Source organism: Streptomyces sp. NPDC090088, from assembly GCF_044747345.1.
In the GTDB taxonomy this organism is placed as follows: domain Bacteria; phylum Actinomycetota; class Actinomycetes; order Streptomycetales; family Streptomycetaceae; genus Streptomyces.
The window spans coordinates 451,351-476,068 of the sequence record NZ_JBIVDZ010000005.1; the positions used below are offsets into that span (position 1 = coordinate 451,351).

Annotated in this window: 25 protein-coding genes; 11 read left to right on the forward strand and 14 right to left on the reverse strand. The window is 69.9% G+C overall.

Going from position 1 to position 24,718, the window contains the following annotated elements; translation table 11 throughout:
* Positions 1-150: 150 nt before the first annotated feature.
* The 4 genes from ACIPSJ_RS25970 to ACIPSJ_RS25985 all read right to left on the reverse strand — a co-directional run bounded on the left by ACIPSJ_RS25970 (position 151) and on the right by ACIPSJ_RS25985 (position 4,658).
* A complete protein-coding gene (locus tag ACIPSJ_RS25970) occupies positions 151-1,332 on the reverse strand; it encodes an NAD(P)-binding domain-containing protein (RefSeq protein WP_401349412.1) in 1,182 nt (393 codons plus the stop codon).
* Positions 1,322-2,050: a CE1759 family FMN reductase gene (locus ACIPSJ_RS25975; RefSeq protein ID WP_401349414.1), complete on the reverse strand. Its 729-nt coding sequence runs from the start codon at positions 2,048-2,050 to the stop codon at positions 1,322-1,324. The genes ACIPSJ_RS25970 and ACIPSJ_RS25975 overlap by 11 nt, the downstream gene beginning before the upstream one ends.
* A gap of 52 nt (positions 2,051-2,102) precedes the next feature.
* Positions 2,103-3,290, reverse strand: a complete 1,188-nt coding sequence (locus ACIPSJ_RS25980) for a CE1758 family FMN-dependent luciferase-like monooxygenase (protein ID WP_401349416.1) — start codon at positions 3,288-3,290, stop codon at positions 2,103-2,105.
* 222 nt (positions 3,291-3,512) lie between these two features.
* On the reverse strand, positions 3,513-4,658 hold the full coding sequence (locus ACIPSJ_RS25985) for an MBL fold metallo-hydrolase (RefSeq protein WP_401349418.1): 1,146 nt from the start codon (positions 4,656-4,658) through the stop codon (positions 3,513-3,515).
* A 494-nt stretch (positions 4,659-5,152) separates the two neighbouring features.
* Here ACIPSJ_RS25985 and ACIPSJ_RS25990 point away from each other — a divergent pair, with 494 nt between their 5' ends.
* From ACIPSJ_RS25990 to ACIPSJ_RS26005, 4 genes are all read left to right on the forward strand, one after another.
* Positions 5,153-6,892, forward strand: a complete 1,740-nt coding sequence (locus ACIPSJ_RS25990; protein ID WP_401349421.1) for a pyruvate dehydrogenase — start codon at positions 5,153-5,155, stop codon at positions 6,890-6,892.
* Between the two features lie 160 nt (positions 6,893-7,052).
* Positions 7,053-9,902, forward strand: coding sequence for an ATP-binding protein (locus ACIPSJ_RS25995; RefSeq protein ID WP_401349424.1), 2,850 nt, complete (start codon positions 7,053-7,055; stop codon positions 9,900-9,902).
* Between the two features lie 198 nt (positions 9,903-10,100).
* Positions 10,101-10,490, forward strand: a complete 390-nt coding sequence (locus ACIPSJ_RS26000) for an SsgA family sporulation/cell division regulator (RefSeq protein ID WP_401349426.1) — start codon at positions 10,101-10,103, stop codon at positions 10,488-10,490.
* Positions 10,491-10,549: 59 nt separating this feature from the next.
* A complete protein-coding gene (locus tag ACIPSJ_RS26005; RefSeq protein ID WP_401349428.1) occupies positions 10,550-11,080 on the forward strand; it encodes a hypothetical protein in 531 nt (176 codons plus the stop codon).
* 52 nt (positions 11,081-11,132) lie between these two features.
* On the opposite strand, the gene ACIPSJ_RS26010 is transcribed toward ACIPSJ_RS26005, so the two are convergent.
* From ACIPSJ_RS26010 to ACIPSJ_RS26035, 6 genes are all read right to left on the reverse strand, one after another.
* Positions 11,133-11,513: a DoxX family protein gene (locus ACIPSJ_RS26010; RefSeq protein ID WP_401349430.1), complete on the reverse strand. Its 381-nt coding sequence runs from the start codon at positions 11,511-11,513 to the stop codon at positions 11,133-11,135.
* 110 nt (positions 11,514-11,623) lie between these two features.
* Positions 11,624-12,337: an NADPH-dependent F420 reductase gene (locus tag ACIPSJ_RS26015; RefSeq protein WP_401349431.1), complete on the reverse strand. Its 714-nt coding sequence runs from the start codon at positions 12,335-12,337 to the stop codon at positions 11,624-11,626.
* A gap of 22 nt (positions 12,338-12,359) precedes the next feature.
* A complete protein-coding gene (locus ACIPSJ_RS26020; RefSeq protein ID WP_401349432.1) occupies positions 12,360-13,385 on the reverse strand; it encodes an LLM class flavin-dependent oxidoreductase in 1,026 nt (341 codons plus the stop codon).
* Positions 13,386-13,484: 99 nt separating this feature from the next.
* The gene (locus ACIPSJ_RS26025; protein WP_401349435.1) at positions 13,485-14,405 is read right to left on the reverse strand and encodes an NADP-dependent oxidoreductase; all 921 of its coding nucleotides are present in this window, start codon (positions 14,403-14,405) and stop codon (positions 13,485-13,487) included.
* 130 nt (positions 14,406-14,535) lie between these two features.
* Positions 14,536-14,955 carry an SsgA family sporulation/cell division regulator gene (locus ACIPSJ_RS26030; protein WP_401349437.1) on the reverse strand — a complete coding sequence of 140 codons (420 nt, stop codon included), beginning with the start codon at positions 14,953-14,955 and terminating at the stop codon, positions 14,536-14,538.
* A gap of 127 nt (positions 14,956-15,082) precedes the next feature.
* Positions 15,083-15,460, reverse strand: a complete 378-nt coding sequence (locus ACIPSJ_RS26035) for a hypothetical protein (RefSeq protein ID WP_401349439.1) — start codon at positions 15,458-15,460, stop codon at positions 15,083-15,085.
* Positions 15,461-15,927: 467 nt separating this feature from the next.
* On the opposite strand from ACIPSJ_RS26035, the gene ACIPSJ_RS26040 reads away from it, so the two are divergent.
* The gene (locus ACIPSJ_RS26040; RefSeq protein WP_401349441.1) at positions 15,928-16,878 is read left to right on the forward strand and encodes an NmrA/HSCARG family protein; all 951 of its coding nucleotides are present in this window, start codon (positions 15,928-15,930) and stop codon (positions 16,876-16,878) included.
* Positions 16,879-17,167: 289 nt separating this feature from the next.
* Here the strand turns inward: ACIPSJ_RS26040 and ACIPSJ_RS26045 are convergent, their stop codons facing one another.
* Positions 17,168-17,893 carry a dienelactone hydrolase family protein gene (locus ACIPSJ_RS26045; protein ID WP_401349444.1) on the reverse strand — a complete coding sequence of 242 codons (726 nt, stop codon included), beginning with the start codon at positions 17,891-17,893 and terminating at the stop codon, positions 17,168-17,170.
* 167 nt (positions 17,894-18,060) lie between these two features.
* On the opposite strand from ACIPSJ_RS26045, the gene ACIPSJ_RS26050 reads away from it, so the two are divergent.
* Positions 18,061-18,528: a MarR family winged helix-turn-helix transcriptional regulator gene (locus ACIPSJ_RS26050; protein ID WP_401349447.1), complete on the forward strand. Its 468-nt coding sequence runs from the start codon at positions 18,061-18,063 to the stop codon at positions 18,526-18,528.
* A gap of 61 nt (positions 18,529-18,589) precedes the next feature.
* Here ACIPSJ_RS26050 and ACIPSJ_RS26055 read toward each other — a convergent pair whose 3' ends face one another.
* On the reverse strand, positions 18,590-19,081 hold the full coding sequence (locus tag ACIPSJ_RS26055) for a carboxymuconolactone decarboxylase family protein (protein WP_401349449.1): 492 nt from the start codon (positions 19,079-19,081) through the stop codon (positions 18,590-18,592).
* Between the two features lie 122 nt (positions 19,082-19,203).
* On the opposite strand from ACIPSJ_RS26055, the gene ACIPSJ_RS26060 reads away from it, so the two are divergent.
* The 5 genes from ACIPSJ_RS26060 to ACIPSJ_RS26080 all read left to right on the forward strand — a co-directional run bounded on the left by ACIPSJ_RS26060 (position 19,204) and on the right by ACIPSJ_RS26080 (position 22,727).
* A complete protein-coding gene (locus tag ACIPSJ_RS26060) occupies positions 19,204-20,193 on the forward strand; it encodes a pirin family protein (RefSeq protein WP_401349452.1) in 990 nt (329 codons plus the stop codon).
* A 24-nt stretch (positions 20,194-20,217) separates the two neighbouring features.
* Entirely contained in the window at positions 20,218-20,556 is a 339-nt protein-coding gene (locus tag ACIPSJ_RS26065; RefSeq protein ID WP_359221556.1) for a GNAT family N-acetyltransferase, read from the forward strand.
* Between the two features lie 9 nt (positions 20,557-20,565).
* Positions 20,566-21,033 (forward strand): MarR family winged helix-turn-helix transcriptional regulator, encoded by a 468-nt coding sequence (locus tag ACIPSJ_RS26070; RefSeq protein ID WP_401349455.1) that lies wholly within the window; start codon positions 20,566-20,568, stop codon positions 21,031-21,033.
* Positions 21,034-21,131: 98 nt separating this feature from the next.
* Complete coding sequence (locus tag ACIPSJ_RS26075) at positions 21,132-22,238, forward strand: LLM class flavin-dependent oxidoreductase (protein WP_401350102.1); 1,107 nt, start codon at positions 21,132-21,134, stop codon at positions 22,236-22,238.
* 39 nt (positions 22,239-22,277) lie between these two features.
* A complete protein-coding gene (locus tag ACIPSJ_RS26080; RefSeq protein WP_401349457.1) occupies positions 22,278-22,727 on the forward strand; it encodes a tetratricopeptide repeat protein in 450 nt (149 codons plus the stop codon).
* A gap of 100 nt (positions 22,728-22,827) precedes the next feature.
* Here the strand turns inward: ACIPSJ_RS26080 and ACIPSJ_RS26085 are convergent, their stop codons facing one another.
* Together ACIPSJ_RS26085 and ACIPSJ_RS26090 are read right to left on the reverse strand one after the other, a co-directional pair.
* On the reverse strand, positions 22,828-23,724 hold the full coding sequence (locus tag ACIPSJ_RS26085) for an HAD family hydrolase (RefSeq protein ID WP_401349459.1): 897 nt from the start codon (positions 23,722-23,724) through the stop codon (positions 22,828-22,830).
* A gap of 192 nt (positions 23,725-23,916) precedes the next feature.
* On the reverse strand, positions 23,917-24,633 hold the full coding sequence (locus ACIPSJ_RS26090) for an isochorismatase family protein (RefSeq protein WP_401349461.1): 717 nt from the start codon (positions 24,631-24,633) through the stop codon (positions 23,917-23,919).
* Positions 24,634-24,718 lie beyond the last annotated feature (85 nt).

Sequence of the window (24,718 nt, forward strand, 5' to 3'; positions counted from 1 at the left end):
CTGCTGGTGGTGGGGGATGGGCCGCCTCCCGGTGGGCACCGCTCCAGCCGCGTCGACAAGGCGCCGGCCAAGCGCGGCCGTCCGAGACGGCGTCGGTGTGGCCCGCCCTCCTCGACGCCGAGGCAGCGGAGCGCCTCGGCCTCGGGAGGCTCAAGAGGGTTGTGCGGAGGCAGGGTTGTCGGTCACGGCACGGTGTACGGGCTGCTGTCCGCCCAGGTACTTGGTGATCGCGACGACCGCGCCGCGGCCGGCGCGGTTGGAGCCGACCGTGGACTGGGACGGGCCGAATCCGACCAGGTGGACCCGGGGTTCGCCGGCCACCTGGGTGCCGGTCGTCCGGATGCCGCCGTGGTCGTTGCGCAGCGCCAGGGGGGCGAGGTGCGCGAGTGCCGCCTTGAAGCCGGTCGCCCACAGGATCGCGTCCACGGCGGTGAAGGAGCCGTCGGCCTCCCGCACACCGGCGGGTTCGATCGCGGTGAACATCGGACGGCGTTCGAGCGCGCCGCGCTCCCTGGCCGCCAGCGCGTACGGGGTCCAGGCCAGGCCGGTGTACGAGACGACGCTGCCCGTGGGTCTGCCCGCCTCGACGTCGGCGAGGACCTTGGCGATGATCTCGCGGCCCTCGACCTCCGGGTTGAACCCGCCGTCCCGGAAGAAGGGTTCGCGACGGGTGTACCAGAAGGTGGTCGCCACCCTGGAGATCTCCTCCAGCTGCTGGAGTGCGGAGATGCCCCCGCCCACGACGGCGACCCGCAGGCCGGCGAAGTCCTCCGCTCTGACGTAGTCGTGGGTGTGGAGCTGCGGTCCGGTGAACGTCTCCTGCCCCGGGTAGTGGGGGAGTACGGGGTTGGTCCAGGTGCCGGTCGCGTTGACGACCACCCGGGTCAGCCAGGTGCCGTGATCGGACTCGACCACCAGTTCGCCGTCGGGGTCGGTGTCGGCGGCACGTACGGTGGTGACCCGCACCGGTCGCAGGATGTGCAGGTCCGTCCGCCGCTCGAAGTCGGCGAAGTAGCGTGGCACCGCGGTACGGCTGGGCTCCCCGGGGTCGATGGGGGGTTTGGGGAAGTCCGGGAGATCGAAGATCCCGTTGACCGTGGCCATGTGCAGCGACTCCCACCGGTGACGCCACGCTCCGCCGGGCGCGGTTTCGCCGTCGAGCACGACGAACGTGCGATCCGCGTACGCGGCATCCGCGTCCAGGGCGCTGACGAACCCGCGCCGCTTCAGGTGATAGCCGGCCGACAGCCCGGACTGGCCCCCGCCGATGACCACCACGGTGGCTCTCCGAGGGGACGGCGACGCGTACGCGCCTGCCTGGTCAGTGGTCATTTCGGGGCTCCTGCCGGTGGACCGGGGCGCTGCCGCCGGTGGCCAGTCGCATGAGGTCGGTGTCGAAGTCGACGTCCTCGACGGACCGTTCGGCGGCGGTGGCGTTCCCGCCGAACCGGTGCTGGTAGCCGCCCCAGTTGCTGTCGGCGATCTGCCGGCCGGCTCCGGAGCGCAGCAGGACGGAGAGCTCCTGTGCGGCGCGGGCGACGCGGTTGCCGAGGTCGGTCGACCCCCAGTCCTCGGGCGTCGCGTACAGGGAGGTGGGCATGGGCAGGGCGCGGAGGAAGGCGAACAGGGGCCGGAGGTGTTCGTCGACCACCATGGCGTGCCGTGCGCTGCCGCCCGTCGCGGCGAGGACGACGGGCCTCGCGATCAGCAGATCGTTGTCGATCAGGTCGACGAACGACTTGAACAGACCGCTGATGCCGGCCTTGTAGACCGGGGTGGCGGCGATGACCGCGTCGGCCCCGGCCAGCAGGTCCATGGCCGACTGGACCTTCGGGTTGAGCATGCCGGAGACGATGCCCTGCGCGATGTCCGTGGCGAGCGAGCCGAGATCGATCGAGCGCACGGTCGCCGTCGTACCCGTGGTCCGGAGGGCGTCGATCGTCCTCTGGGCGATGCGATCGGCGAGCAGCCGGGTCGACGACGGGTCGCTGACGCCGGCGTTGACGACCACGAGCGTGACCGGTACGGGGGCAGGCGGATGGTCGCTCACGCGATGCTCCTTGCGCGCCGGGCCCCGTTCGCCGGCCGGCTGACGTCCGCCATCAGAACGCTGCCGGGAAGCTGGCCTCGACGTCCGGATCGCTGTCCTGGTACGGCGAGGTGCCCGACAGGTTGTCGCCCCGGTTGGGGTTCGGACGCGGCCGGCGCGGCTCCGCGTCGCCGTACTTCGCCCTCACCAGCGAGGCGTGCGTCGGTGCGTCGGGGATGCCGGGCCTGCGGCGGGCCGCCAGCTCCTTGCGCAGCACCGGCACCACCTCGGTCCCCAGCAACTCGACCTGCTCCAGAGCCATCTCGACCGGCAGGCCGCCGGAGTCGACCGCGAAGAGCTGACGCTGGTAGTCGCCGAAGCCTTCCTGCCAGGTGAGGACCTTGTCGATCACTTCCTGCGGGCTGCCGACCGTCATGGGCGTGGCGGCCATGTAGTCCTCCAGCTTCATGCCGCGGAACATCGAGTGGCTCTCGAAGTAGGGGCGGTAGGTGTTGACCGCGTCCTGGGACCGCCGGGCGATGAACGCCATACCGCCGAGGCCGACGATCGCCTGCTCGGCGGTGCCGTGGCCGTGGTGCTCGTACCGGCGCCGGTAGAGCTCGACGATCGGCTTGAAGTGGAAGTTCGGCGCCAGGATGTGGTTGGCGAAGAACCCGTTGCCGTAGTACGCGGCCTGCTCGGCGGTCTCCGGGCTGCGGATCGAGCCGTGCCACACGAACGGCGGGACGTCGTCCAGCGGGCGCGGGGTGGAGGTGAAGCCCTGGAGCGGGGTGCGGAACCGCCCCTCCCAGTCGACCACGTCCTCGCGCCACAGCCGGTGCAGCAGGTTGTAGTTCTCCAGGGCGAGCGGTACGCCCTGACGGATGTCCTTGCCGAACCAGGGATAGACCGGGACGGTGTTCCCGCGCCCGAGCATCAGGTCCAGGCGCCCCTTGGCGAGGTGCTGCACCATGGCGTAGTCCTCGGCGATCTTCACCGGGTCGTTGGTGGTGATCAGAGTGACCGCTGTGCTCAGGACGATCCGCTCGGTCAAGGCCGCGATGTGGGCGAGCAGGGCCGGCGGAGAGGACGGCACGAAGGGCGGGTTGTGATGCTCCCCCAGGGCGAACACGTCGAGACCCACCTCGTCGGCGCGTCGTGCCACCTTGACGATGTTGCTGATCCGTTCGGCCTCACTCTGGGTCCGCCCGGTGGTCGGGTCCGGTGATATGTCACCAATACTGAAGATGCCGAACTGCATGGGCGGGGCTCCTAGGGTCTTGCGTGGCTCTGCACATGATTCAACAGGTTGATATGTCAAGTAAACCGTGACGTGGCGCATCCGCTATGGCGTTCGTCACGCCGCATCGCCGCTCCCGGCTCTGGGGATTGCCCATTTCCTCACCGTCGAGCCACCGGCCCTGCCTGGCAGGGCACGGCCGGTGTGACAGCTCCGGCCGAGCCCTGCCCGCTGCCTTCTCCGTCAGCAGCCGCAGCCCCCCTCGCGAGTCACCGTCGCGGACCCGGCCGCTCCGGTGGTGAACGCGGCGGTGGTGACCGTGGAGGCGGTGGAGGACTCCTGGTCCTGGAGGATGCGTCCGTTCAGCATGTCCTCCATGACCTGCATGAAGAGCTGGGTGCCGGAAGTTCCCACGACGAACGGGTTGCTGGTGCTGCTCAGCTCTGCGATGCGCTCCAGCCCGTAGTCGCTGAACGGGTGGTTGTTCAGTTCGACGTCGACTCCGGCCTGCGACATCGTCGAGGCGAAGCTGATCGCGGAGGAGAGGTAGGTCTGTTTGTCCGTGGTGGCGGTGGGTGGGTTGGTGCCGCCCCAGAGCATCGCGGTGTGTGCGGTGCCCTGCCAGTGGACGGGGAAGATCGGGGAGACGGTGCCGGGGGTGTGGCCCGGGGTGTAGTGGAGGGTGACCGTGGTGGTGCCCAGGGTCAGTTGCTGGCCGTCGCTGATGTCCAGATCGCGGGTCGGGATGTTGGATCCCGAGCTGGCGGCGAGGGTGGTCCAGTCGGTGGGCGACATCATCACGCGGGCGCCGTAGGTGTCGGCGAGGTACTGGGCGCCCGCGTAGTGGTCGGGATGGGCGTGGGTGACGACGACGTACTTGATCGTGGACGGGTCCGCGCCGAGCGCTTTCAGGCCCGGGACGATGGTGTTCTGGGCGTCGCTCGGTGAGGTGAGGGAGTCGATGAGGATGATTCCGCCGGAGGTGAGGATCGCCGTGGCGGACACCCAGCCGACGCTCAGCACCGCGACATCATCGAAGATCATCGTCGGATCCGGCGCATCAGGGTGCGGCGGGGTGAAGCCGGAGGTCAGCGCGGTGACGAGGTCCGTCAGGATCGGGTTGTCGCCGGCCAGTGCGGCGGCCTGGTCGAAGTAGTCCTGCGAAGTCGTGCCGCTGCTGCTGGTGCTGGAGGGGGTGATCGGGGGAGTGCTGGACGGCCTGCCCGTGGGCCTGGCCGTCGCGGCCCCGGCGGCGTGTCCCGGAAGGAGGGTCGCCGCGCCGGCGGTGAGCGCGGCGGCGGCGCCGACCTGCCAGAAGCGGCGGCGGGTGAGGGGTTCGTGCTCCGGGGAGAGTGTCGGGCGGTTGCTCTCGGCTTGCGGCTCGTTCATGTGTGCGGCTCCTTGCTGGTGAATGCGTCGTGGACTTCCTCAGGCGGCGACGGCGGCCGGCCCGCCGTGCTGCTCGGGGGACTCTGGCGGCGGGGTCGGCGAGGTCGGCCGGTGGATGATCAGGAGGTGTGGCTGAGCGCGATCCGGTCGATCCTGTGACGCGGCGGTGCACCGGACGGCGGCGGCCTCGCCGGAGTGCGCGTGATGCGGCGGGGTGGGGCATCGACGGAGACGAGGCGCTGCCTTCGGTGTGCAGGAGCATGGGGGTGACGCCACTCGGGGGCCAATATCGACGGCGACAGCGAATGCGCCCCGGCGGTGTCTGATCCGACATTGCGTCAGTTGCCGCTGCTGGCGGGGGAGATGAGCCAGGCGTCAGGACGACGAAGGAGACGAGCCTTGGCGCCCCGCCTCCGCGGTGGACGTATCAACTATATTGAGGCTGTCGAGCGTCATATGAGACAGGTGTGCAGCCCGAGGGGAGAAGTCCGGCGATGCGGAATCTGACCGTGGCCCAGCAGATGGTGGACGTCCTGCGCCAGGCGGGAGTGGAGCGGATCTACGGCGTGGTGGGCGACAGCCTGAACGCGGTGGTCGACGCGGTGCGCCGTACCGACGGCATCGAGTGGGTGCACGTCCGGAACGAGGAGGCCGCCGCCTTCGCCGCCGCGGCGGAGGCGCAGCTGACCGGCAGGCTCGCGGTGTGTGCGGGGAGCTGCGGCCCCGGAAACACGCATCTGATCCAGGGGCTGTACGACGCCCACCGCTCCGGTGCGCCCGTGCTGGCACTCGCCTCGCACATCCCGTCCCATCAGATCGGCACCGGCTTCTTCCAGGAGACCCACCCGGAACGGCTGTTCACGGAGTGCAGCGACTACTGCGAGATGATCAGCACCCCCGAGCAGATGCCCCGGGTCCTGCGGATCGCGATGCAGCGGGCTCTCGGCAACAGCGGGGTGTCGGTCCTGGTGATACCGGGGGATGTCGCGCACGGCGAGGCGGCCCACCCGACGGGAAGCAGTGACCTGGTCACCGAGCGCGGCCGGGTCGTCGCGCCGGACACGAGGGTTCGGGCGCTGGCCGAGAAGCTGAACGCGGCACGGAAGGTCATGCTGTTCTGCGGTGCGGGAGTACGGGACGCGCACGCCGAGGTCATGGCGCTCGCGGAGAAGACCGCCGCACCCGTCGGGCACACCCTGCGGGGCAAGGAGTGGATCCAGTTCGACAACCCGTACGACGTCGGCATGAGCGGTCTGCTCGGCTACGGCGCCTGCTTCGACGCGATGCACGAGGCCGACCTGGTCGTCCTGCTCGGCACCGACTTCCCGTACAACGACTTCCTGCCACAGGCGCGCACCGTGCAGATCGACCACGACGCGGGCCGCCTCGGCCGTCGCACCGTGCTGGAACTCGGGGTCCACGGCGACGTCCGGGAGACGCTGCGGGCCGTGCTGCCGTTGGTCGGGGCGAAGCGGGACCGTACCTATCTGGACCGGATGCTGCACCGGCACGCCAAGTCGCTGGAGACGGTGGTCTCCGCCTACACCCGCGACGTAGAGCGGCACACCCCGATCCACCCCGAGTACGCGGCCTCGGTATTGGACGAACTCGCCGCCGACGACGCGGTGTTCACCGTCGACACCGGCATGTCCAACGTCTGGGCGGCGCGCTATCTCACCCCCAACGGGCGGCGCCGGGTGATCGGTTCGTTCCTGCACGGCACCATGGCCAACGCGCTGCCGCACGCCGTCGGCGCGCAGTTCGCCTACCCCGGCCGCCAGGTGGTCTCGATGTCGGGTGACGGTGGACTGGGCATGCTGATGGGCGAGTTGCTCACGGTGAAGCTGCACGATCTGCCGGTGAAGACGATCGTCTTCAACAACTCCTCGCTGGGCATGGTGAAGCTGGAGATGCTGGTCGAGGGTCTCCCCGAGCACGAGACCGACCATGAGCCGGTGGACTACGCGGCGATCGCCCGCGGCGCGGGCATCGAGGCGATCCGCATCGAGCGCCCCGGGGATGTCGTCGAGGGACTCAAGCGGGCGCTCGCCCACGACGGACCGTTCCTGGTCGATCTGGTGACCGACCCCAACGCGCTGTCGATCCCGCCGCACATCTCGGCCGCCCAGGTCAGGGGATTCGCCTTCGCCGCGGGCCGGACCGTGCTCGACGGGGGCGTCGGCAGGATGCTCGACCTGGCCCGCGCCAACCTGCGCAACATCCCCCGACCCTGAGATCGTCCTGCGCTCCCCGATTCCGGCGCGTCCCCAGGCGGGAAGGGCGCCGGTGGTCGCGCTCCGCTGTGACGACTACTTTGGGATGCACCTGAGGGGAGGCGTGTCGTCCTGAGCCTCAGGTGAAGCGACTCGTTCGCTCCCGCCCCGAGGACCGCCCGTGAAGCCGACCCAGCCGCCGCCCCCGTCGTTCCCCGCCGGCGATGCGCGTCGCCCCCCGGTACGGGGCCGGCTGGCGGAAGGCGCCGTACTCGACGCTCGGTTCGACGCGCTGGCCCAGGGCCGCGGCGGGGTCGTCTGCGTACAGGGACCGCCCGGCAGCGGCAAGACCCGGCTCCTCTCGGAAGCCTGCGCGATGGCAGGGCACCGTGCGTTCACCGTGTTCCGGGGCGGCGCGGACCCCGACAGCCAGTTCGTGCCGCTGACCCCGTTGCTGGAGGGCACGCAGACGGACGGGAAACCGCTCTTCGACACCGTCAGACTGCGTGCCCTGGCCACAGCACCCGAGCAGCGCTTCTGGCTCCTGCAGGAACTGCAGGACCAGCTTGAGCGGGCCGCTTTCGACGGTCCCCTGGTCGTGGTCCTGGACGATGTCCAGTGGTGCGACGACCTGACCCTCCTCGCCCTGCGCACGCTCTCGTCCCGGCTGTCCGCCCACGCCATCCTGTGGCTGCTGGCGATACGGGGCGGGAGCAGCGCTCCGGAGGTCCTCACCACACTGGACCGGATGGAACGGGACGGCGCACTCCGGCTCTGCCTCGGTCCGCTCTCCGATGCCGCCGTCAGCGAGATCGCGCAGGACGTGCTCGGGGCTCCTCCGGACACCGCGACCCTGGACGTCGTCCGGCGTGCGGAGGGGGTGCCCCTGCTCCTGGTGGAGCTGCTGCACGGCATGACCGCCGAAGGCAGAGTGGTCGTCACCGACGGTGTGGCCCGCCTGGTCGGCCACCGCCTGCCGGCCCGTTTCCAGACCTCCATCCGGCAGCGCCTGTACAGCCTCTCCGAGCCCACCAGGGAGGTCGTCCGCGCGGCCTCCGCCATCGGGCACACCCTCACCGTCGAGCTTCTCGCCGAACTCCTCGACCGGCCGGTCGGCGCGCTGGTCGCACCCGTGCAGGAGGCCCTCGACTCCGACCTCTTCGTCGAACGGGAGGGGAGGCTGGCCTTCCGCCACGACCTGATCCGCGAAGCCGTGGCGGACAGCCTTCCGGAGTCCGTGCGAAAGGCCCTGCGGCGCCATGCGGCAGAGGTCGTGCTGGCCCGTGGAGCATCGCTGAGCGAGGCGGCCTCCCTGGTGATGGACAGCGCGGAACCCGGTGACCAGGCCGCCGTGCGGCTGCTGCGGGCCGCCGCCGCGGAGCTTTCGGAGACCGCCCCTTCGGCTGCCGGAGAACTGAGCCGTCAGGCGTTGAACCTCACCGCCGCGCAGGCGCCGGAGCGGTCGACGATCATCGCGGAGACGGTGGTACTGCTCTGGCGAGCCGGACGTGCGACACAGGCGCGCGCACTCGGGGCGACGGCCCTGCCCGGCAGCCTGCCCTGCGAGGCCGAGGCGCGGGTGCGTCTCAGCCTCGCACGCGTGTCGAGCCAGTACGACTTCACGGAGGGAGCGCGCCAGTCCGGCATCGGAGCGGCCCTGCCGGGGATCCCGGAGTGCCTGCGCGCACACCTTCTGGCCCTGTACTGCCTCGATCTGGGGCTGGTGGGGGACTACGGCGCGACGGCCCGGGCGGCGGTGGACGAGGCACTGCGATCCGCGCGGCAGGTGGGGGACAGGGCCGCGTTGGCCACCGCCATGACGGCCCACTCGGTCCTGCTCTACTACGACTGCGACTGGGACCGGGCGTTCAGGCGCGCGGACGAGGCCGAGGACATCGCGTCCGAAGCAGGCTTCTCGCGCTCCCTCTGGGTGCCCGAGGCGCTGTGGAAGGCGTTCATGCTCAACGCGGCAGGGCGTACGGCGGAGGCACTCGCCGAGTCGGAGAACGGCATCCGGGACACCCAGCGGCAAGGCCAGGCAGCCGCCATGCGTCTGTGGCTCATGAACCGCTCCCGCGTCCTGCTGGACGCGGGCCGGCTGTCGGACGCCAGAGCGGAGGCGGAGGCGGGCACAGCCATGGCCGACGAACTGGGCATGGGCAACTTCGCCGACGCGACGCTCCTGTACACCCTGCTCCGGGTCGCCCTGCACACCGGCGACCGCGACGCGGCGCGGGCCTACGCGGCGGAGGTCGGACGGATGGTCGGCGATCCGGCGATCCTCGTCCGCAACGCCGGGTCCTGGCTGCTGGCGCTCATGGCCGATGCGGAGGGCCGCCCGGACCGGGCCATGGCGCTGCTCGACGAGTCGTTCACCACGTTCGAGCAGGTGGGCCCCTCGCTGGCGAGCCCCGACGATCCGGCCGATCTCCCCGTCCTCGTGCGCATGGCGCTGCGGGCGGGTGACCATGACCGTGCCGCGGTCGCGGTCGCCCAGGCCGAGCACCGGGCCGTCCGCAACCCCGGTTTCACGATCCTCGCCGCGGCCGCCGCCCACGCCCGGGGCCTGCTCGACAACGACACCGCACACCTCCTGCACGCCGTGGAGCTGTACGACGGGATCGAACGGCTCCTGCCGCACGCTTCGGCCCTGGAGGACGCCGGGCGGAAACTGGCCGTGGCCCACCCCGCGGACGCCGTGCCCGTCCTCGGCGCGGCGCTCGACCGTTACAGCGAGGCGGACGCCGGGTGCGACGCCGCCCGAGTCCGCCGCCGGCTGAGGGTGCTGGGCGCACCTCGCCGTCGGACGGCACCCACCGAGACCGTGACCGCGTGGCCGGAACTGACGGCGTCGGAGGTCGCCGTCGTGCGACTGGTGGCGCAGGGCATGACCAACCGGCAGGTCGCCGAGCACCTCGTGAACTCGCCGCACACCGTCAGTTCCCACCTGCGGCACGCCTTCCTCAAACTCGGCCTGACCTCGCGTACCGAACTGGCGCGGCTGGCGCGCGAGCGGGAACACACGGAGTAACCGCTCAATATCCCACATCCGCGTATGGAACCACTGGGATGACATGTGATGACCGATTTCGTCCGGTTATGCAACGCTCATCCATGCAAGTCCCCTTTCACCTCGCGACGGTCGAACACCTCGCGGTGAACCAACTCGCGCCCCCATGGACGGAGGGGTGAAATGAGAAATTCAATTCACACGGTCGTGTACGAAACGATGGCACAAGTGAACGTCAGCGGGGAGCCCGAGGTTTCCCTCCTGGCGGAGCTGCGCTACAGAACCACCGATCCCTACGCTGTCTGCCTCTCGCTCGGGGCGCCCCTCGCGCCTCCGGTCGACTGGCTCTTCGCCCGCAGCCTGCTCACGGAGGGCCTGCATCTGGCGGTCGGTACGGGAGACGTGCGGGTGATCCCCCGGCGCCGCGGACACCCGGACCGCGTGCGCATCGTGCTCCGGTCGCGGGCCCAGGAGGCGGCCGTCGACGTCGAGACCTCCGTGGTGTGCGCGTTCCTGCTGCGGACCCTCGCACTGGTGCCCGAGGGCGAGGAGGGCGTCCATATCGATCTGGACCGCGCTGTGGCCGACCTGCTCGAGGACGCCGAATGACGTCGCGAACGTCCCGGCCTTTCCCGCGAAAAACGAACCTCCCGGCTTTCGGAGATGCGATGCCGTTCGCGACACACGCCCCCACACGCTCGTACGACCTCGGCCACCTGAGGATCTATGTCCTTCACCCGGATGACCGGTCCGCCTCGGATCCCCCCTGGGTGTCGGACCCGAACGCCGGTGATGCCCTGTACGCGGCGATACACGGGCACGGTTCGGCCGCCTCGGTGAAGGAGCGGCAGCAGACCTGCGCGCACGCGGGCGACCTGGTCTTCTGCGATCCGCGGCGGCCGGAATTCACCCCTTGCGGTCACGCATGCGCCATGACGGTCCTCCGGGTGCCCCGGCGCAGCCTGGGCATCGCCGAATCCGACCTGCGTCGCATCCGCGGGGTGCGTCTGGCCTGCACGGACGGAACACGAGCGCGGGTGACCCACTTCCTCACCGCGCTCGTCTCGGAGGCGGAGTGCCATCGGACCCGGATCGGTGACCGGCTCGCCCGCAGCGCTGTGGACCTACTGGCCGTACTGGTCACGGAGTGGGCACTGGCGCGACGGGCGGAGGCGGAGAACGTCGGGGCGCAGGTGTGATCCCGTCCGGCGAGCAGCCGGTCCCGGCGCTGTCGAGCAGGGTTCGCGTCGATCAGAAGGAGTGCGGTCCGAACCGGCCCCAGGCCACGAAGGCGGCCAGGATCAGCAGGACCAGGTTGACGGCGGTCGACTGGAACTCCTTGCGCCGACCGTGCTCGATCACCGCCCCGATCATGACGAGTGCCAGGACGGATGCGGACAGGGGCACGAGGATCGTCGCGACGTCCACCGCCGGAGGCAGCAGCAACCCGACCCCGCCGAGAACCTCGACGAATCCGATCGTCCTGATCATCCCGGGTGAGAAGTCCTCGGCCCAGGCCATGGTCGGACCCGAAGCCAGGAGCTGCTCCTTCGACTTGGTGAGCTTCATGGCGCCGGCGCCGAGAAAAGCCAGAGCCAACAGGGCCGCGACGACCCACAACGTGATGTTCACAGAGACCTCTTGCGATGGAATGTTGATGCATCACCTAATCTAGCGGAAGATAGATGACGCATCAACCCGACGGGTGGATACCCGCCTGCCGAGGTCGTCGGATCGGGCGCTCAGGCCACGTGGTCCGCGGACTCCTCGGCGGCCCGTGCACGGAGTACGACCCTTCCGCGCTCCGACTCCGGAAAACGCAGGAGCATCGCACGGAGTTCTTCGGCGCCCACGTTGGCACCGAACGGCTCGGTGCCCGGTTCCAGCCGTACCCCTTCGGCCAGGGGGCCGGCGATGACGGGGTCGAAGCCGACCGCGTCGACCATGCGCGCGACGGCGGTGAGGTCGTCCGGATCGTCACCGGCGATCGCGATGGCCTTGCGGCCCTGCGTTCCCGCGCGCTGGGCTCCGTCCTCCAGGTCGTGGTAGCCCATGTGGTTGAACGCCTTGACCACCCGTGAATCCGTCAGATAGCCCTGAACGATCTCGCTGGAGGAGGTGAGCGGGTCGGTCAAGTCCTCACGGATGCCGTCGACTTCCCACCAGTAGTTCATGGCGTCGATCACGAGCCTGCCCCGCAGTGCGTCGAGGGGAAGGGCACGGTACTTGCCGAGCGGAAGCGCCAGGATGACGACGTCCGCCGCACCGGCGGCCTGAGCCGCGGTGACCGCGGACGCGCCCGGGGTGAGGACCTCGACGGTGAGCGCGATCCTGGCGGGCTCGCCCGAGCCCGCGATGAGCACCCGGTAGCCGGCGGCCAGGGCCAGCCGCCCCAGTGCCGTGCCGACCTTGCCCGCGCCCAGGATGCCTACGGTGTTCACGGCCGTGGTGGGCATGTCTGCCTCTCCGTTCACGATGTCAGCTCGCGAGGATCTCGCGGACCATCGGGAGCACCTTGGTGCCGTACAGTTCGACGGCGCGCAGGCGGGCGCTGATCGACTGGTTGCCGTAGATGAGGTCGAAGCGGCCGACGCCGAGCGCCTTGATGGCGTGGGCCATCTTGCGGGCGACCGTTTCCGGGGAACCGACGTAGAGGGAGCCGTGCGCGATCTCCGCGTCGTACTCCTCCTTGCGGAGCGCCGGCCAGCCCCGCAGCGCGCCGATGCGGTCCCGGACTTCCTTGTAGCGCGGCCAGTGCAGTTCCCGGGCCTGCTCGTCGGTGTCGGCGATGAAGCCGGGCGAGTGCATGCCGACCGGATGGGCGGTCGTGCCGAACTGGTCGGTGGCGCGCCGGTAGAGGTCGATGAAGGGGGCGAACCGCTCCGGGTTGCCGCCGATGATGGCGATCATCAGCGGGAAGCCGTAGCGCGCGGTGCGGATGACGGACTGGGGAGAGCCACCGACGCCCACCCAGGTGGTCAGGCGGCCGGACTCGGTCTTGGGGAAGACGTCGGCGTTGTCCAGCGGAGCCCGCTTGGTGCCGCTCCAGGTGACGGGTTTCTCCTCCAGCAGCTTGGCGAAGAGCTCGATCTTCTCCTCGAACAGCACGTCGTAGTCGGCGAGGTCGTAGCCGAAGAGCGGGAAGGACTCGGTGAACGAGCCGCGTCCGAGGATGACTTCGGCGCGGCCGCCGGAGAGCGCGTCCACGGTGGCGAAGCGCTGGAAGACCCGGACCGGGTCGTCGGAGCTGAGCACGGTCACGCCGGAGCTCAGACGGATCCGGCTGGTGCGCGTGGCGATCCCGGCGAGTACGGTCTCCGGTGTGGTGATCGCGTACTCCGGGCGGTGGTGTTCGCCGAGTGCGATGACGTCCACGCCCGTCTCCTCCGCGAGTACGGCCTCCTGGACCACTTGGCGGATGGCCTTCGCGTAGGACACCGGGGTGCCGAGGTCGTCATCCGGTACGTCTCCGAATGTGTCCAGACCGAAGACGAGATCAGACATGGCGTGCTCCTGTGGAAGCCGATCGTTGACCTGTCAATCATCTGGGAATGTGATTGATGTGTCAACTAATGGAGGGCGGGGCCGGGCGGCGGACGACCGCTACTCCGTCAACAGGACGATCTTGCCGCTCACATGGCCGCCCCGGCTCGCCTCCAGCGCGGCGGCCGCTTCCGTGAGTCCGTAGGTGCGCGCGACCGCCACGCGCAGCCGGCCTTCCTGGATCAGGCCCAGGATCTCGGTCAGAGCGCGAGCGCCCTGCCCGGCCGCGCCGCCCGCATGGATCTGGACACCGGTCCCGGCGGCATCGAAGGCCACCAGCGTGAGAACACGCTCCGGACCTCCCGCCAACTCGATCGAGTCCGGGATCTCGCCGCGGCCGGACGCGTCGATGACGGCGTCGACGCCGCTGGGGGCAATGGCCCGGACCCGCTCCACCAGCCCGGGCCCGTAGGTGACCGGCAGGGCGCCGAGATCGCGCAGCAGCCCATGATTGCGCTCACTGGCCGTCCCGATGACGCGGGCGCCGCGGGCAACGGCCAGTTGCACCGCGAAGGTGCCGACGCCGCCGGCGGCGGCATGGATCAGCACGGTCTCGCCCTCGGTCACCTTCAGCCGCTCCAGGACCGCCCATGCGGTGCCGCCCGCGCCGGCGAGGGCGCCCGCCACATGCCACGGCACCGTGCCGGGCTTGGCGATCAGTGCGGCGGGATCGGCCAGTGCGAACTGGGCGTAGGAGGGGGTGAGCGAGGTGCCGAGCACCTCGTCGCCGACCTTCGTCCCGGTCACACCCTCGCCGATGGCGTCGACCACGCCTGCCACGTCGGACCCGAGGCCGGCGGGCAGGGCGAGCGGGATCTGCTCGCGCATCGCTCCCTGGAGAATCTTCCAGTCGACGGGATTGACGCCGGCCGCGCGCACGGCCAGCCGTACCTGACCCGGCCCGGGAGCCGGCGGAGTCACGTCGACGACACGGAGCTGTTCCGTGGTGCCGTACTCGGAGAACCGCACTGCAAGGGACATGTCCTGGCTCCGACTTCTTCGGTGGATGTGCTCATTCCGATGCTAGCAAGAAGATGATGTGTCAACCATGTGTCGGCGCCGAGGGTCCCTGCCTTCGCGAACAGTTCCTCGGCGTCGCGGGACGTCCATCTCAGGCTGCGCCGCGCAGAAGCCGGGAGAGTTCGGCGTCCACGTCCAGTCCCTGGGCCTCCTGTCCGGACGGTACCAACTCGTATGTCCGTCCGAGCCATTGAGCGATCACCCCGAGCGGAGCGGCGAGTTGCGCCGTCCCGTGCGGGGAGGACAGGGTCAGGTCGACCTCGGTATCGGGGCCGGATCCGGTCGGCCGAAGGTGTACGTCCCCGAGCCCGGTGGGTCGGCGAAGCCCCTTGGCCACCATGTCTCGGTCCAGGACCCAGCGGACTTGACGGTCGGCGCCGGCGTGGAAGACGAAGACGACGGCAAAGGGGTCCTGAGCGCTGTAGTGCAGAAGGGTCGGCACGGCGAGACGCTCGCCGGACGGGAGGACGAGTTCCATGTGCAGCATCTGATCTATTGCATGGTCGGGCATGGCTCGGATCGCTTCCAGAGGGTCTGCGCTGCCCGGGAACCCCCGCGCCCCCGTCCGCGGTTCGTGCCCGGGTCCCTGCGGGCGGCCCGGTCGGCACGCGATGCGCCTGCCGGGCCACCCTGCGGGGTCAGTCGGAGATGCGGTGGTCGAAGGTGCGGTGGTCGAAGGTGCGCGAGGAGGTGTTCACGACGCGCCACTTGCCGCTGCCGGTCCGCTCCCACCTGCGGTGACCGTCCCAGCGATTGTCGCGGCGGTCGTCTCGATCGTTCCACCGGTGGTCGCCACGGTTGTCCCGACGGCCATGACTGTTCCGGTCGCCGCGGTTGTCGTCGCGCTGGTTGCCGTACTCGGTCCGGTCCGAGGAGTGGTGCGCGGTGACCGCGATCCGATCGGTGGCCGAGCCCGGCTCGGCCGAGGCGGTGCCGCCCACGGCCAGCAGGGTGCCGGCGGCAACGGCGAGCGCCGCTGCCGTGGTGGCCGCACGCCGCGTGAAGTGGTGCTTCATGGTGGTTCTCCTTGCTGATTCCGGAACCTCGGATGGGGGTTCCGCTTGATAGGTGGGGGCCGTGGCTGTCCCCGAAGGCGAACGGCTCCCGTACCCGGCCTCCGCGTTCCGGTTCAACGGGGCGGGGCCTCGAAGGCCTCAGTTGACGCTTCAGGTGCGAACATATGGGCATGTAGGTGACGTGTCAAGCAAAAAGGTACAAAGCGAACCGAGGTGGCAATCGACCCGGCGGGCCGCGCCGCAGGACTGGGCGTGTCGACGGTCGTGACGGCCCCGGGCGTCGCCCGCGCGTGGATCGGGGCAAGTAGTCCCGCATTCGGCCGAGTTGGGCGTCCGGCCGGTCGCGATATGCCGTACGGGTGAATCTCGCGGCGATCATGGCTCGAACTCACGTCAAAAGTTGATCCATCAACCGGAATGTGGTTCGGTTGATGCATCAACAATCTCTCGTCGGCAGGGGTAGTGACATGAGTGAGAAGAAGGTCATCGCGGTCGCCGGAGCCACCGGTGCGCAGGGCGGCGGCACCGCGCGGGCGATCCTCGCCGATCCGGACTCGGGGTTCACGGTGCGTGCGCTGACCCGGAACCCCGACTCACCCGCGGCCAAGGAACTCGCCGAGCTCGGTGCGGAGGTCGTGCGGGCGGACTTCTATGACGAGCCGACCGTGCACAAGGCGTTCGAGGGTGCCTACGGCGCCTTCCTGGTCACCAACTTCTGGGCGCACGGTTCGGCGGCCAAGGAGACGGAGGAGATCGAGGTTCTGGTGCGGGCCGCCAAGGATGCCGGGCTGCGGCACGTGGTGTGGTCGACGCTCGAGGACACCCGCGAACTGCTGCCGCTGCAGGACGAGCGGATGCCCGTCCTGCAGGAGAAGTACAACGTGCCGCACTTCGACGCCAAGGGCGAGGGCAACGAACTGTTCCGGCAGGCCGGGGTGCCGACCACCTTCCTGAACACCACCTTCTTCTTCCAGGGCTTCCTGTCGATGATGGGTCCCAAGCGTGCCGAGGACGGCGTGCTGACGCTGACCCTGCCGCTCGAGGACGGCAAACTGCTGGCCGGCGTGGATGTGAACGACATCGGCCGCACGGCCCTCGCCATCCTCAAGGGCGGCGAGCGGTTCGTCGACCAGACCGTCGGCCTCGCCGGCGACCACCTGACCGGCGCCCAGTACGCGGAGAAGCTGGGCGCCGCGATCGGCGAGCCGGTGCGCTTCCAGTCGGTGCCCTACGACGTCTTCCGCTCCCTGGGTGTACCGGCGGGCGACGAGATCGCCAACATGTTCCAGTACTACGGCGACTTCGACCAGGAGTTCACCGGCGCCCGCGACCTGGACCTCCTGCGGGAGATCAACCCGGCGCTCAAGAGCTTCGACGACTGGCTCGCCGAGAACGCCGCGAACATCCAGGTGGGCTGACCGGCCACCGCCGGCACGCCATGCCCGGGGGTTCCGTCCTGCCGACGGACACCCCCGGGCGTGCCGGTCGTCGCGCGCCTCAGTGGTCGGCTCCGTAAGCCCTTCGGGGGTTGATCACGCTGCCGGTGCGGCGGAGGCTTCCTCGTGGTGATCGGGGGTGTGCCGGTCGAGCCTGGCCGGCAGATCGTCCGGGTCGGAGGTGGTGAACCTCCAGCCTGCCCCGCCCGCCGTGGCGGTGGAGCCCAGGCGTCGCGGCGGTCAGCGGGCGCCCGAGCTTGCATCGACCAGATCACTCCGTCACGGGCAGGCACTCGGCGAGCAGGCCGACGACGTCGTGCCAGGCTCGCCGCGCGTGCCGTGGGTGGTAGCCGACGCCGGGGACCACGGGGTGGTCGACCGGCGGGTGGTGGAAGGCGTGCAGGGCGCCGCCGTAGACCACGAGGCGCCAGTCAACGCCCGCGGCCTGCATCTCGGCGGTGAACGCCTCCCGTTGCGCGGGCGGCATGATCGGGTCCTCCGACCCGACCCCGGCCCACACCGGGCAGCGGATGCGCGCCGCCTCGCCCGGTCGGCCGGTGGTCAGTGCGTTGACTGTCCCGATCGCGCGCAGGTCGACGCCGTCGCGCCCGAGTTCCAGCCCGACGGCGCCCCCGGTGCCGTAACCGACGGCGGCGATCCGGTCGGGGTCGGTCCGCGGTTCGGCGCGCAACACGTCGAGCGCCGCATGGCCGATGCACCGCATCCGGTCGGGGTCGGCGAGCAGCGGCAGGCAACGGGCCAGCATCTCCTCGGGGTCGTCGAGATAGCGCCCGCCGTGGAGGTCGAAGGCCAGCGCCACGTATCCCAGCTCGGCGAGCGCGTCGGCCCGGCGGCGTTCGACGTCGCTGAGCCCCATGCCCTCCGGTCCGAGCAGCACCGCGGGCCGAGGGTCAACACCGGCCGGGAGCGCGAGATGCCCGATCATCGTCAGACCGTCGGCCGGGTACTGGACCGTGCGCGTCGTAATCGTCGTCATGAGACTGGACGGTAGTGATCGTCGAGCCCGGGCGGGCCGGGGTTCTGCCGCCGGCAGAACAGCGCGGACGCCCCTCTGACCTGCCCCGGCCACAGTGCTGGTAGACCGACCTCGTGGGTGCCGTGGCGCCTATTCGGTGAACTGTCAACTACGTTTACACTTGCTTCATGGAACAGACGGTGCGCTGGTTGACGGCGGAGGAGCAGCATGCGTGGCGGAGCTTCGTCCGCATGCATGAGAGGCTCATGGGCCGGTTGTCTCGCTTGCTGCAGACAGAGTCCCATGTGTCGCCTGCGGACTTCGCCGTACTGGTCGAGCTGACGGACGTCCCCGACGGGCGGCGGCGCTTTCTGGACCTTGCCAGGGCGCTGGAGTGGGAGAAGAGCCGGATGTCCCACCACATCGCCCGGATGGTGAAGCGCGGGCTGGTGGTGCGGGACGAGTGTCCCGAGGACGGCCGTGGCGCGTTCGTGGTGATCACGGACGAGGGGCGGGCGATGATCGAGGCCGCCGCCCCGCGCCATGTGGAGGCGGTGCGTGAGCTCTTCCTCGACAACGTCACGCCGTCTGAACTGCGGTTGCTGGCCCGTATCTCCGAGCGCGTGGTGGAGAAGCTGGACGAGGAACCGGCCTGACCGGAGCGGGCGGCCCGCCGCGCGTCGGCCGGCTCTCGGCGGTCTGGCGGGCCGGCCGCCGTCACTCGTCGTGAAGCGGCGGTACCGGGTGCTCGCTCATGATCGACACGCGATTGAACGCGTCGATGGTGACCGCCACCCAGATCGCGGCTGAGATCTGGTCCTCGGAGAGAACCTCCCGGGCGGCCTCGTAGGCGGATGCCCGGGCCGCGGCGTTCACCGGATCGGCCGTGGCCTCGGCCAGCGCCAGGGCGGCGCGCTCCACGGGACTGAACAGGCCGGTGTCCCGCCACGCACTCAGGACGCCGAGTCTCCGCGGCGATTCGCCGGCGCGCAGGGCCGCTCTGGTGTGCACATCGAGGCAGTAGGCACAGCCGCTGATCTGCGACACACGGAGGTTGATCAGTTCCACGGCGGTGCGGTCGAGCCCGGCCTCGGAAGCTGTCGTCCGGACCGCTTCCGAGACCTGTACCAGGGCGTGGAAGGCCTTGGGGCTCTGCTTGTCGATGAAAACACTTCGGGGCGGGGAGCCGTGTGGGGTGCGGCTGGTCACGTCGAGGCCTCCTTCGGGCCACGCTCGGGGTGGCCTGTGTACGGATGGGCGCTGTGGCCATCGGCCCACCTCCGTGGCATCATAGTTGATGTGACAACCAGATCGTGTGGGAGGTGCTCCCGGTGAGCAACGTGGAAACCGACGCCGCTGTGCTGCGTTGCGGCGCGCTCGTCGAAGACGACCGGGCGAGCTCCGCGCCCCGGGTCGACGTCCTGCCGCCGCGTGAGGTCCCCCTGGGCGGTCCACGTGCGATGCGCGTACGCCGGACGCTGCCCCAGCGGGAGCGCACACTCATCGGCGCCTGGTGCTTCGCCGACCACTACGGCCCGCACCAGGTCACCGCAGCGGGCGGCATGGACCTGCCCCCGCATCCGCACACCGGACTGCAGACGGTGAGCTGGCTGTTCAGCGGCGAGGTCGAGCATCGCGACACCCTCGGCACCCACGCCCTGGTCCGGCCCGGCGAGATGAACCTCATGACCGGCGGATACGGCATCGCCCACTCGGAGGTCTCCACCCCGAACACCACCGTCATCCACGGCGTCCAGCTGTGGGTCGCGCTTCCCGAGGAACACCGCGACACGGCCCGGGACTTCCAGCACTACGTACCCGAACCCGTGCAGGTCGACGGGGCCGAGATCAAGGTCTTTCTGGGCTCGCTCGCCGGCCGGACCTCCCCGGTCCGGGCCTTCACACCGCTGCTCGGCGCCGAGATCGTCCTCGAGCCCCACGCGACGCTCACCCTCGCCGTGGACGCGGCCTTCGAGCACGGCCTCCTCGTGGACAGCGGGGACGTCCGCCTGATCGACACCGTGCTGCGGCCCGCCGAACTCGGCTACGTCCCTCGTGGCGCGGACACCCTGACGGTGGTGAACGAGACCGACGCCCCGGCGCGGACCGTCCTGCTCGGAGGACCTCCCTTCGGGGAGGAGATCGTCATGTGGTGGAACTTCGTCGGCCGCAGCCACGAGGACATCGTGAAAGCCCGCGAGGACTGGGAGGCCTCCTCCGACCGCTTCGGCGTGATCGAGGACTTTCCCGGCGGCCGCCTTCCCGCACCGGCCCTGCCGAACGCCGTCATCACACCGCGCCGGAACCCGCCGACCCGCTGACCTCCCCCTGACGAAAGGCACACCATGAGCGAGTCCTCCACCACCACGGTCGTCGAGCGTGTGGACGCCGGTCACCGATACGACATCCTGGTCGACGGCCAACGCGCCGGTCTGACCGCGTACCGCGATCGGGGCGCGCGGCGTGTCTTCTTCCACACCGAGATCGACGAGGCTTTCGCGGGCCAGGGGCTGGGCGCGCAACTGGTCCAGCGGGCACTCGACGACGTACGCGCATCCGGCATGCGGATCGTCCCGGTCTGCCCTTACGTCGCCAAGTTCCTCAAGCGGCACGACGAGTTCGCGGACATCACCGACCCGGTCACCCCCGACGTCCTGCGGTGGCTGGAGGCACAGCTTGGCTGAGTGGTCCGTGTGAACGAGACGCCGGGACGGCTCAGTCCCGCGGAGGGTGATGCCTGGCGCTGTCTGGTCCGCATGCAGGAGAGGCTGCACGGCCGAGTGGCGCGCCGCCTCCAGGCGGACTCCGGCCTGTCCGCCGCCGACTACATCGTCCTCGTTCATCTCACCGAGGCACCCGGCGCCCGTATGCGGTCCGCGGACCTGGCCAAGGCGGTGGAGTGGGAGAAGAGCCGGATGTCGCACCAGATCTCCCGCATGGTGAAGCGCGGTCTGGCCGTCCGGTCGGAATGCCCCGAGGACGGGCGCGGCGCGTTCGTGGTCGTCACCCCGCTGGGACGCGAGGCGATCGCGTCGGCCGCGCCCGGTCATGTGGCCACGGTTCGCGGCCTCTTCGTCGACCTGCTCACGGCGGAGGAACTCGGCACGCTCGCCCGGGTCGCGGGCCGCGTCGTCGAGCAGTTGGACAAGCGGTCCGAGTAGCCCCGCGCCCGGCGGAAGCGGAATAGCCATCACTGCGCCCGTGTTCCCACGACACAGTTGATGGTTGATGCGTCAACAATATGGAAAGGCTGAAGACGATGCAGTTCGGCATCTTCACCGTCGGGGATGTGGCCACCGACCCGAACACGGGGCGTACGCCGACCGAGCACGAACGGATCAAGGCGATGGTCGCCATCGCGCAGAAGGCCGAAGAGGTGGGGCTGGACGTCTTCGCGACGGGGGAGCACCACAACAGGCCGTTCGTGCCGTCCTCCCCGACCACGATGCTGGGCTGGATCGCCGCGCGTACCGAGCGGATCATCCTGTCCACCTCGACCACGCTGATCACCACCAACGACCCGGTGAAGATCGCCGAGGACTACGCGATGCTCCAGCATCTGGCCGACGGCCGCGTCGACCTGATGATGGGCCGGGGCAACACGGGCCCGGTCTACCCGTGGTTCGGGAAGGACATCCGGCACGGAATAGGTCTCGCCGTCGAGAACTACGCGCTGCTGCGCCGGCTGTGGCGGGAGGACGTCGTCGACTGGGAGGGGAAGTTCCGTACCCCGCTGCAGGGCTTCACCTCCACTCCGCGCCCGCTCGACGGTGTCCCGCCGTTCGTGTGGCACGGCTCGATCCGCTCGCCCGAGATGGCCGAGCAGGCCGCCTTCTACGGTGACGGCTTCTTCCACAACAACATCTTCTGGCCCAGGGAGCACACGCGGAAGCTGATCGACGTGTACCGGCAGCGCTACGCGCACTACGGCCACGGCAGCCCCGAGCAGGCGATCGTCGGCCTCGGCGGCCATGTCTTCATGCGCCGCAACTCCCAGGACGCCGTACGCGAGTTCCGCCCGGTCTTCGACCACTCACCGGTGATGGGCGGAGGGATCTCCATGGAGGAGTACATGGACCAGACCCCGCTGACCGTCGGCACCCCCGAGCAGGTCATCGAGAAGACGCTCACCTTCCGCGAGTACGCCGGGAACTACCAGCGTCAGCTGTTCATGGTGGACGGCGGCGGAATCCCGCTGAAGACCGCCCTGGAGCAGATCGACATGCTCGGCGAGGAGGTCGTACCGGTACTGCGCAAGGAATTCGCCGAGAACCGGCCCGCCGATGTCCCCGACGCCCCCACCCATGCCTCGCTGCTCGCCGCGCGCGACGCGGCCGGCACACCGAGCGCCGCACCGGCGGCCTGAGACCGCCCCTTTGCACCACGCTCGGGAACGGAGGAAACGATGACCGACAACTTCAACGAATACCCGGCCACCGACGGAGTGGCGCCCGACCGCTGGGCAAGTGCCCTGCACCTCTTCGACAACGGCGTCGGCGGACCGCACGAGGAGAGCACCACCGAGCGCTGGGAGCGGGCCCAGCTGCTGTTCGAGGCCAAGGACTACATCGGCGCGGTGCGGCTGCTCACCGATGTCGTCCAAGAGGCCCCGGAACAGACCGGCCCCAGGCTGTTGCTGGCCCGTGCCTACTACCACTCCGCACAACTGCGGTGCGCCGAGGAGCAGTTGCGCCAGATCGTCGAGCGTGACCCGGTCGAGCACTACGCCCACCTGATGCTGGGCCGGACCCTGCAACGCCAGGGCCGCCAGGACGAGGCGCAGCCGTGGCTCCGTACGGCCGCCGCGTTCTCCGGGGAGTTCCCGGACGACGAGGACGGAGCGGCGCGGCGGTGAACGGGTGACCGGACTCCGGTCACCCCTTCGCCGGTCGCGTCCACTGCACCGGACACGTCGCTTCTCAACACTCCACGCCGCCATGGGCGGACGCCGCCCTCTACGGGGCTCCAGGACCGTGCTCACGTGTCTCGCAGACACCGGCCCCCGCCGTCGACCCGTGAGCCCGGAGATCGATGAAACCTTCGAGCACCCGTGCCACGCCGTCTTCGTCGTTGGAGGGCGCGCGGAAACGGGCGGCCGCCAGGACGTCCGGGTGGCCGTTGGACATGGCGTAGGACTGCCCCACCGCGCGGAGCATGGGCAGATCGTTGGGCATGTCGCCGAAAGCGGCGATGTCGTGGCGGGCGATCCCTTCCCGGCCGCTCCACGCGACAAGGGTGCTTGCCTTGGTGATGCCAGGCGCGCTGAACTCCACCAGGGACAGCCCGGTGGAGTGTGTGGTCTCGGCGTCCGGTCCGGCGGCGCGCCGTGCCAGCTCGTAGAAGTCGCCCAACGGGAGCGTCGGGTGGTGTGCGAGGATCTTGAGCAGGAGTCTGCCCGGGACACGGGCGAGTATCTCCTCGGCCGGGCCGATCAGTTCGACCGCCTCGCCCTCGAACGACCAGTCCGGATAAGCCGGTTCGTGACCGTAGGCCTCCTCGAACTCGACGGCGAACGACACACCGGGGATCGCCGCGCGTACGCGTCGAATGAGTCGTACGGCTGCGGGATAGGGGATCGAGAAGGCCTGGACGACAGCGCCGTCCGAGGAATGGACCGTGGCGCCGTTGGCGGCGATGACGACGTGGGGCCCGATGCGCTCCAACAGCGCCGACACGCTTCGCGGAGGGCGGCCCGTGACGAGCGCGACACGTATCCCGGCCTTCTCCGTCGCCGCCAACGCGGCCTTCGTCCGGAGGGAGAGTGTTCCGTCGCTGCGCAGGAGCGTGCCGTCCAGATCGGTGGCGACCAGCTTCGGAAATGTGGCCGGCGGCGGAAACGGCGTAGTGGTCATGGACGTTGGCACCTTCGGGTTCGACGGCCGTTCGCTAATCGCAGCAGTAGTGGGACGCGGCACCCGCGGTCATCGTCATGAGGGCGACATAGACGAGGACGGTCACCGCCACGCCCGTGGCCCAGCGGCGCAAGCCGCAGTGTGCCCTGTTTCTCCGCGAAGCCCGGGCGGAGGGTGGAAGAGGGCCGGGGGTCATCGGACTGCTTCGCCCGCGGCCTGCGGACCCATGGCGGGCCCCTGGGCGCGAGCTGGTGAGGAAGGCCTACAGCCAGGCGGCCGGGCCGGCAGGGAGCGGACGCGCCCCGACGAAGGACGTCGAAGGGCCGTCGTCGCTCGCGTCCCGACCGCGTCCGCGGACACGGTGGCTGCCCTCCGGTCCCGCTCGCGCAGCCATGCGGCGCCGCCTACCTCCCACGAGACCGGGAGGACGCCTGACCGGGCCATGTGCCGCACGATTCCCTCGTGACTCTCGATCGTCACGCCTCCGCAGGCGTCGGTGACGACGTATACGTCCAGCCCATCACTGACCGCGCGCAGGGCCGGTATGCACACCGAGGTCTCCGTGTGCATACCGGCGATGATCAGGTTCTTGCGTCCGGCGGCCAGCACCGCGTCCGTCACGCGTGGGTCGGCCCAGCAGTCGAGGAGCGGCCTGTCGATCGGCTCGTGGCCGGCGAAGATGTCCTGGAGCGGGTGAACAAGGAGTCCGTTGTGTTCCTCTGCGAGGGTCGTCAGCACCGTCGGAACACCGAGGATTTCGGCCGCCGCGGCCAATCCCAGAACAGCCTCCGACACTGTTGTCGGATCGTGGCTGTACAGGTACTGGAGTGGCTGGTGGTCGATCAGCAGCAGGACACTCGCCTCGGGCGCCGGCAGCGCGACGAGGTCGCGCATGGATGGCGTGCTCATGGAATCTCCTCGGCCCGTCCCGGGGTTTCCGGTACAGGTAGATGACACATCAGCGATAGGTGAAGTGTCAACTAGTGAGCCGTGT

Bases quoted from the DNA above. Each gene is read 5' to 3' on its own strand.
- ACIPSJ_RS26000 (WP_401349426.1), top strand. From the start codon at position 10,101: ATGGCACAAGTGAACGTCAGCGGGGAGCCCGAGGTTTCCCTCCTGGCG.
- ACIPSJ_RS26040 (WP_401349441.1), top strand. From the start codon at position 15,928: ATGAGTGAGAAGAAGGTCATCGCGGTCGCCGGAGCCACCGGTGCGCAG.
- ACIPSJ_RS26050 (WP_401349447.1), top strand. From the start codon at position 18,061: ATGGAACAGACGGTGCGCTGGTTGACGGCGGAGGAGCAGCATGCGTGG.
- ACIPSJ_RS26085 (WP_401349459.1), bottom strand. From the start codon at position 23,724: ATGACCACTACGCCGTTTCCGCCGCCGGCCACATTTCCGAAGCTGGTC.
- ACIPSJ_RS26025 (WP_401349435.1), bottom strand. From the start codon at position 14,405: ATGTCCCTTGCAGTGCGGTTCTCCGAGTACGGCACCACGGAACAGCTC.
- ACIPSJ_RS25990 (WP_401349421.1), top strand. From the start codon at position 5,153: ATGCGGAATCTGACCGTGGCCCAGCAGATGGTGGACGTCCTGCGCCAG.
- ACIPSJ_RS26045 (WP_401349444.1), bottom strand. From the start codon at position 17,893: ATGACGACGATTACGACGCGCACGGTCCAGTACCCGGCCGACGGTCTG.
- ACIPSJ_RS26020 (WP_401349432.1), bottom strand. From the start codon at position 13,385: ATGTCTGATCTCGTCTTCGGTCTGGACACATTCGGAGACGTACCGGAT.
- ACIPSJ_RS26075 (WP_401350102.1), top strand. From the start codon at position 21,132: ATGCAGTTCGGCATCTTCACCGTCGGGGATGTGGCCACCGACCCGAAC.
- ACIPSJ_RS26035 (WP_401349439.1), bottom strand. From the start codon at position 15,460: ATGAAGCACCACTTCACGCGGCGTGCGGCCACCACGGCAGCGGCGCTC.
- ACIPSJ_RS26065 (WP_359221556.1), top strand. From the start codon at position 20,218: ATGAGCGAGTCCTCCACCACCACGGTCGTCGAGCGTGTGGACGCCGGT.
- ACIPSJ_RS26015 (WP_401349431.1), bottom strand. From the start codon at position 12,337: ATGCCCACCACGGCCGTGAACACCGTAGGCATCCTGGGCGCGGGCAAG.
- ACIPSJ_RS26080 (WP_401349457.1), top strand. From the start codon at position 22,278: ATGACCGACAACTTCAACGAATACCCGGCCACCGACGGAGTGGCGCCC.
- ACIPSJ_RS26005 (WP_401349428.1), top strand. From the start codon at position 10,550: ATGCCGTTCGCGACACACGCCCCCACACGCTCGTACGACCTCGGCCAC.
- ACIPSJ_RS26030 (WP_401349437.1), bottom strand. From the start codon at position 14,955: ATGCCCGACCATGCAATAGATCAGATGCTGCACATGGAACTCGTCCTC.
- ACIPSJ_RS25980 (WP_401349416.1), bottom strand. From the start codon at position 3,290: ATGCAGTTCGGCATCTTCAGTATTGGTGACATATCACCGGACCCGACC.
- ACIPSJ_RS25970 (WP_401349412.1), bottom strand. From the start codon at position 1,332: ATGACCACTGACCAGGCAGGCGCGTACGCGTCGCCGTCCCCTCGGAGA.
- ACIPSJ_RS26090 (WP_401349461.1), bottom strand. From the start codon at position 24,633: ATGAGCACGCCATCCATGCGCGACCTCGTCGCGCTGCCGGCGCCCGAG.
- ACIPSJ_RS25985 (WP_401349418.1), bottom strand. From the start codon at position 4,658: ATGAACGAGCCGCAAGCCGAGAGCAACCGCCCGACACTCTCCCCGGAG.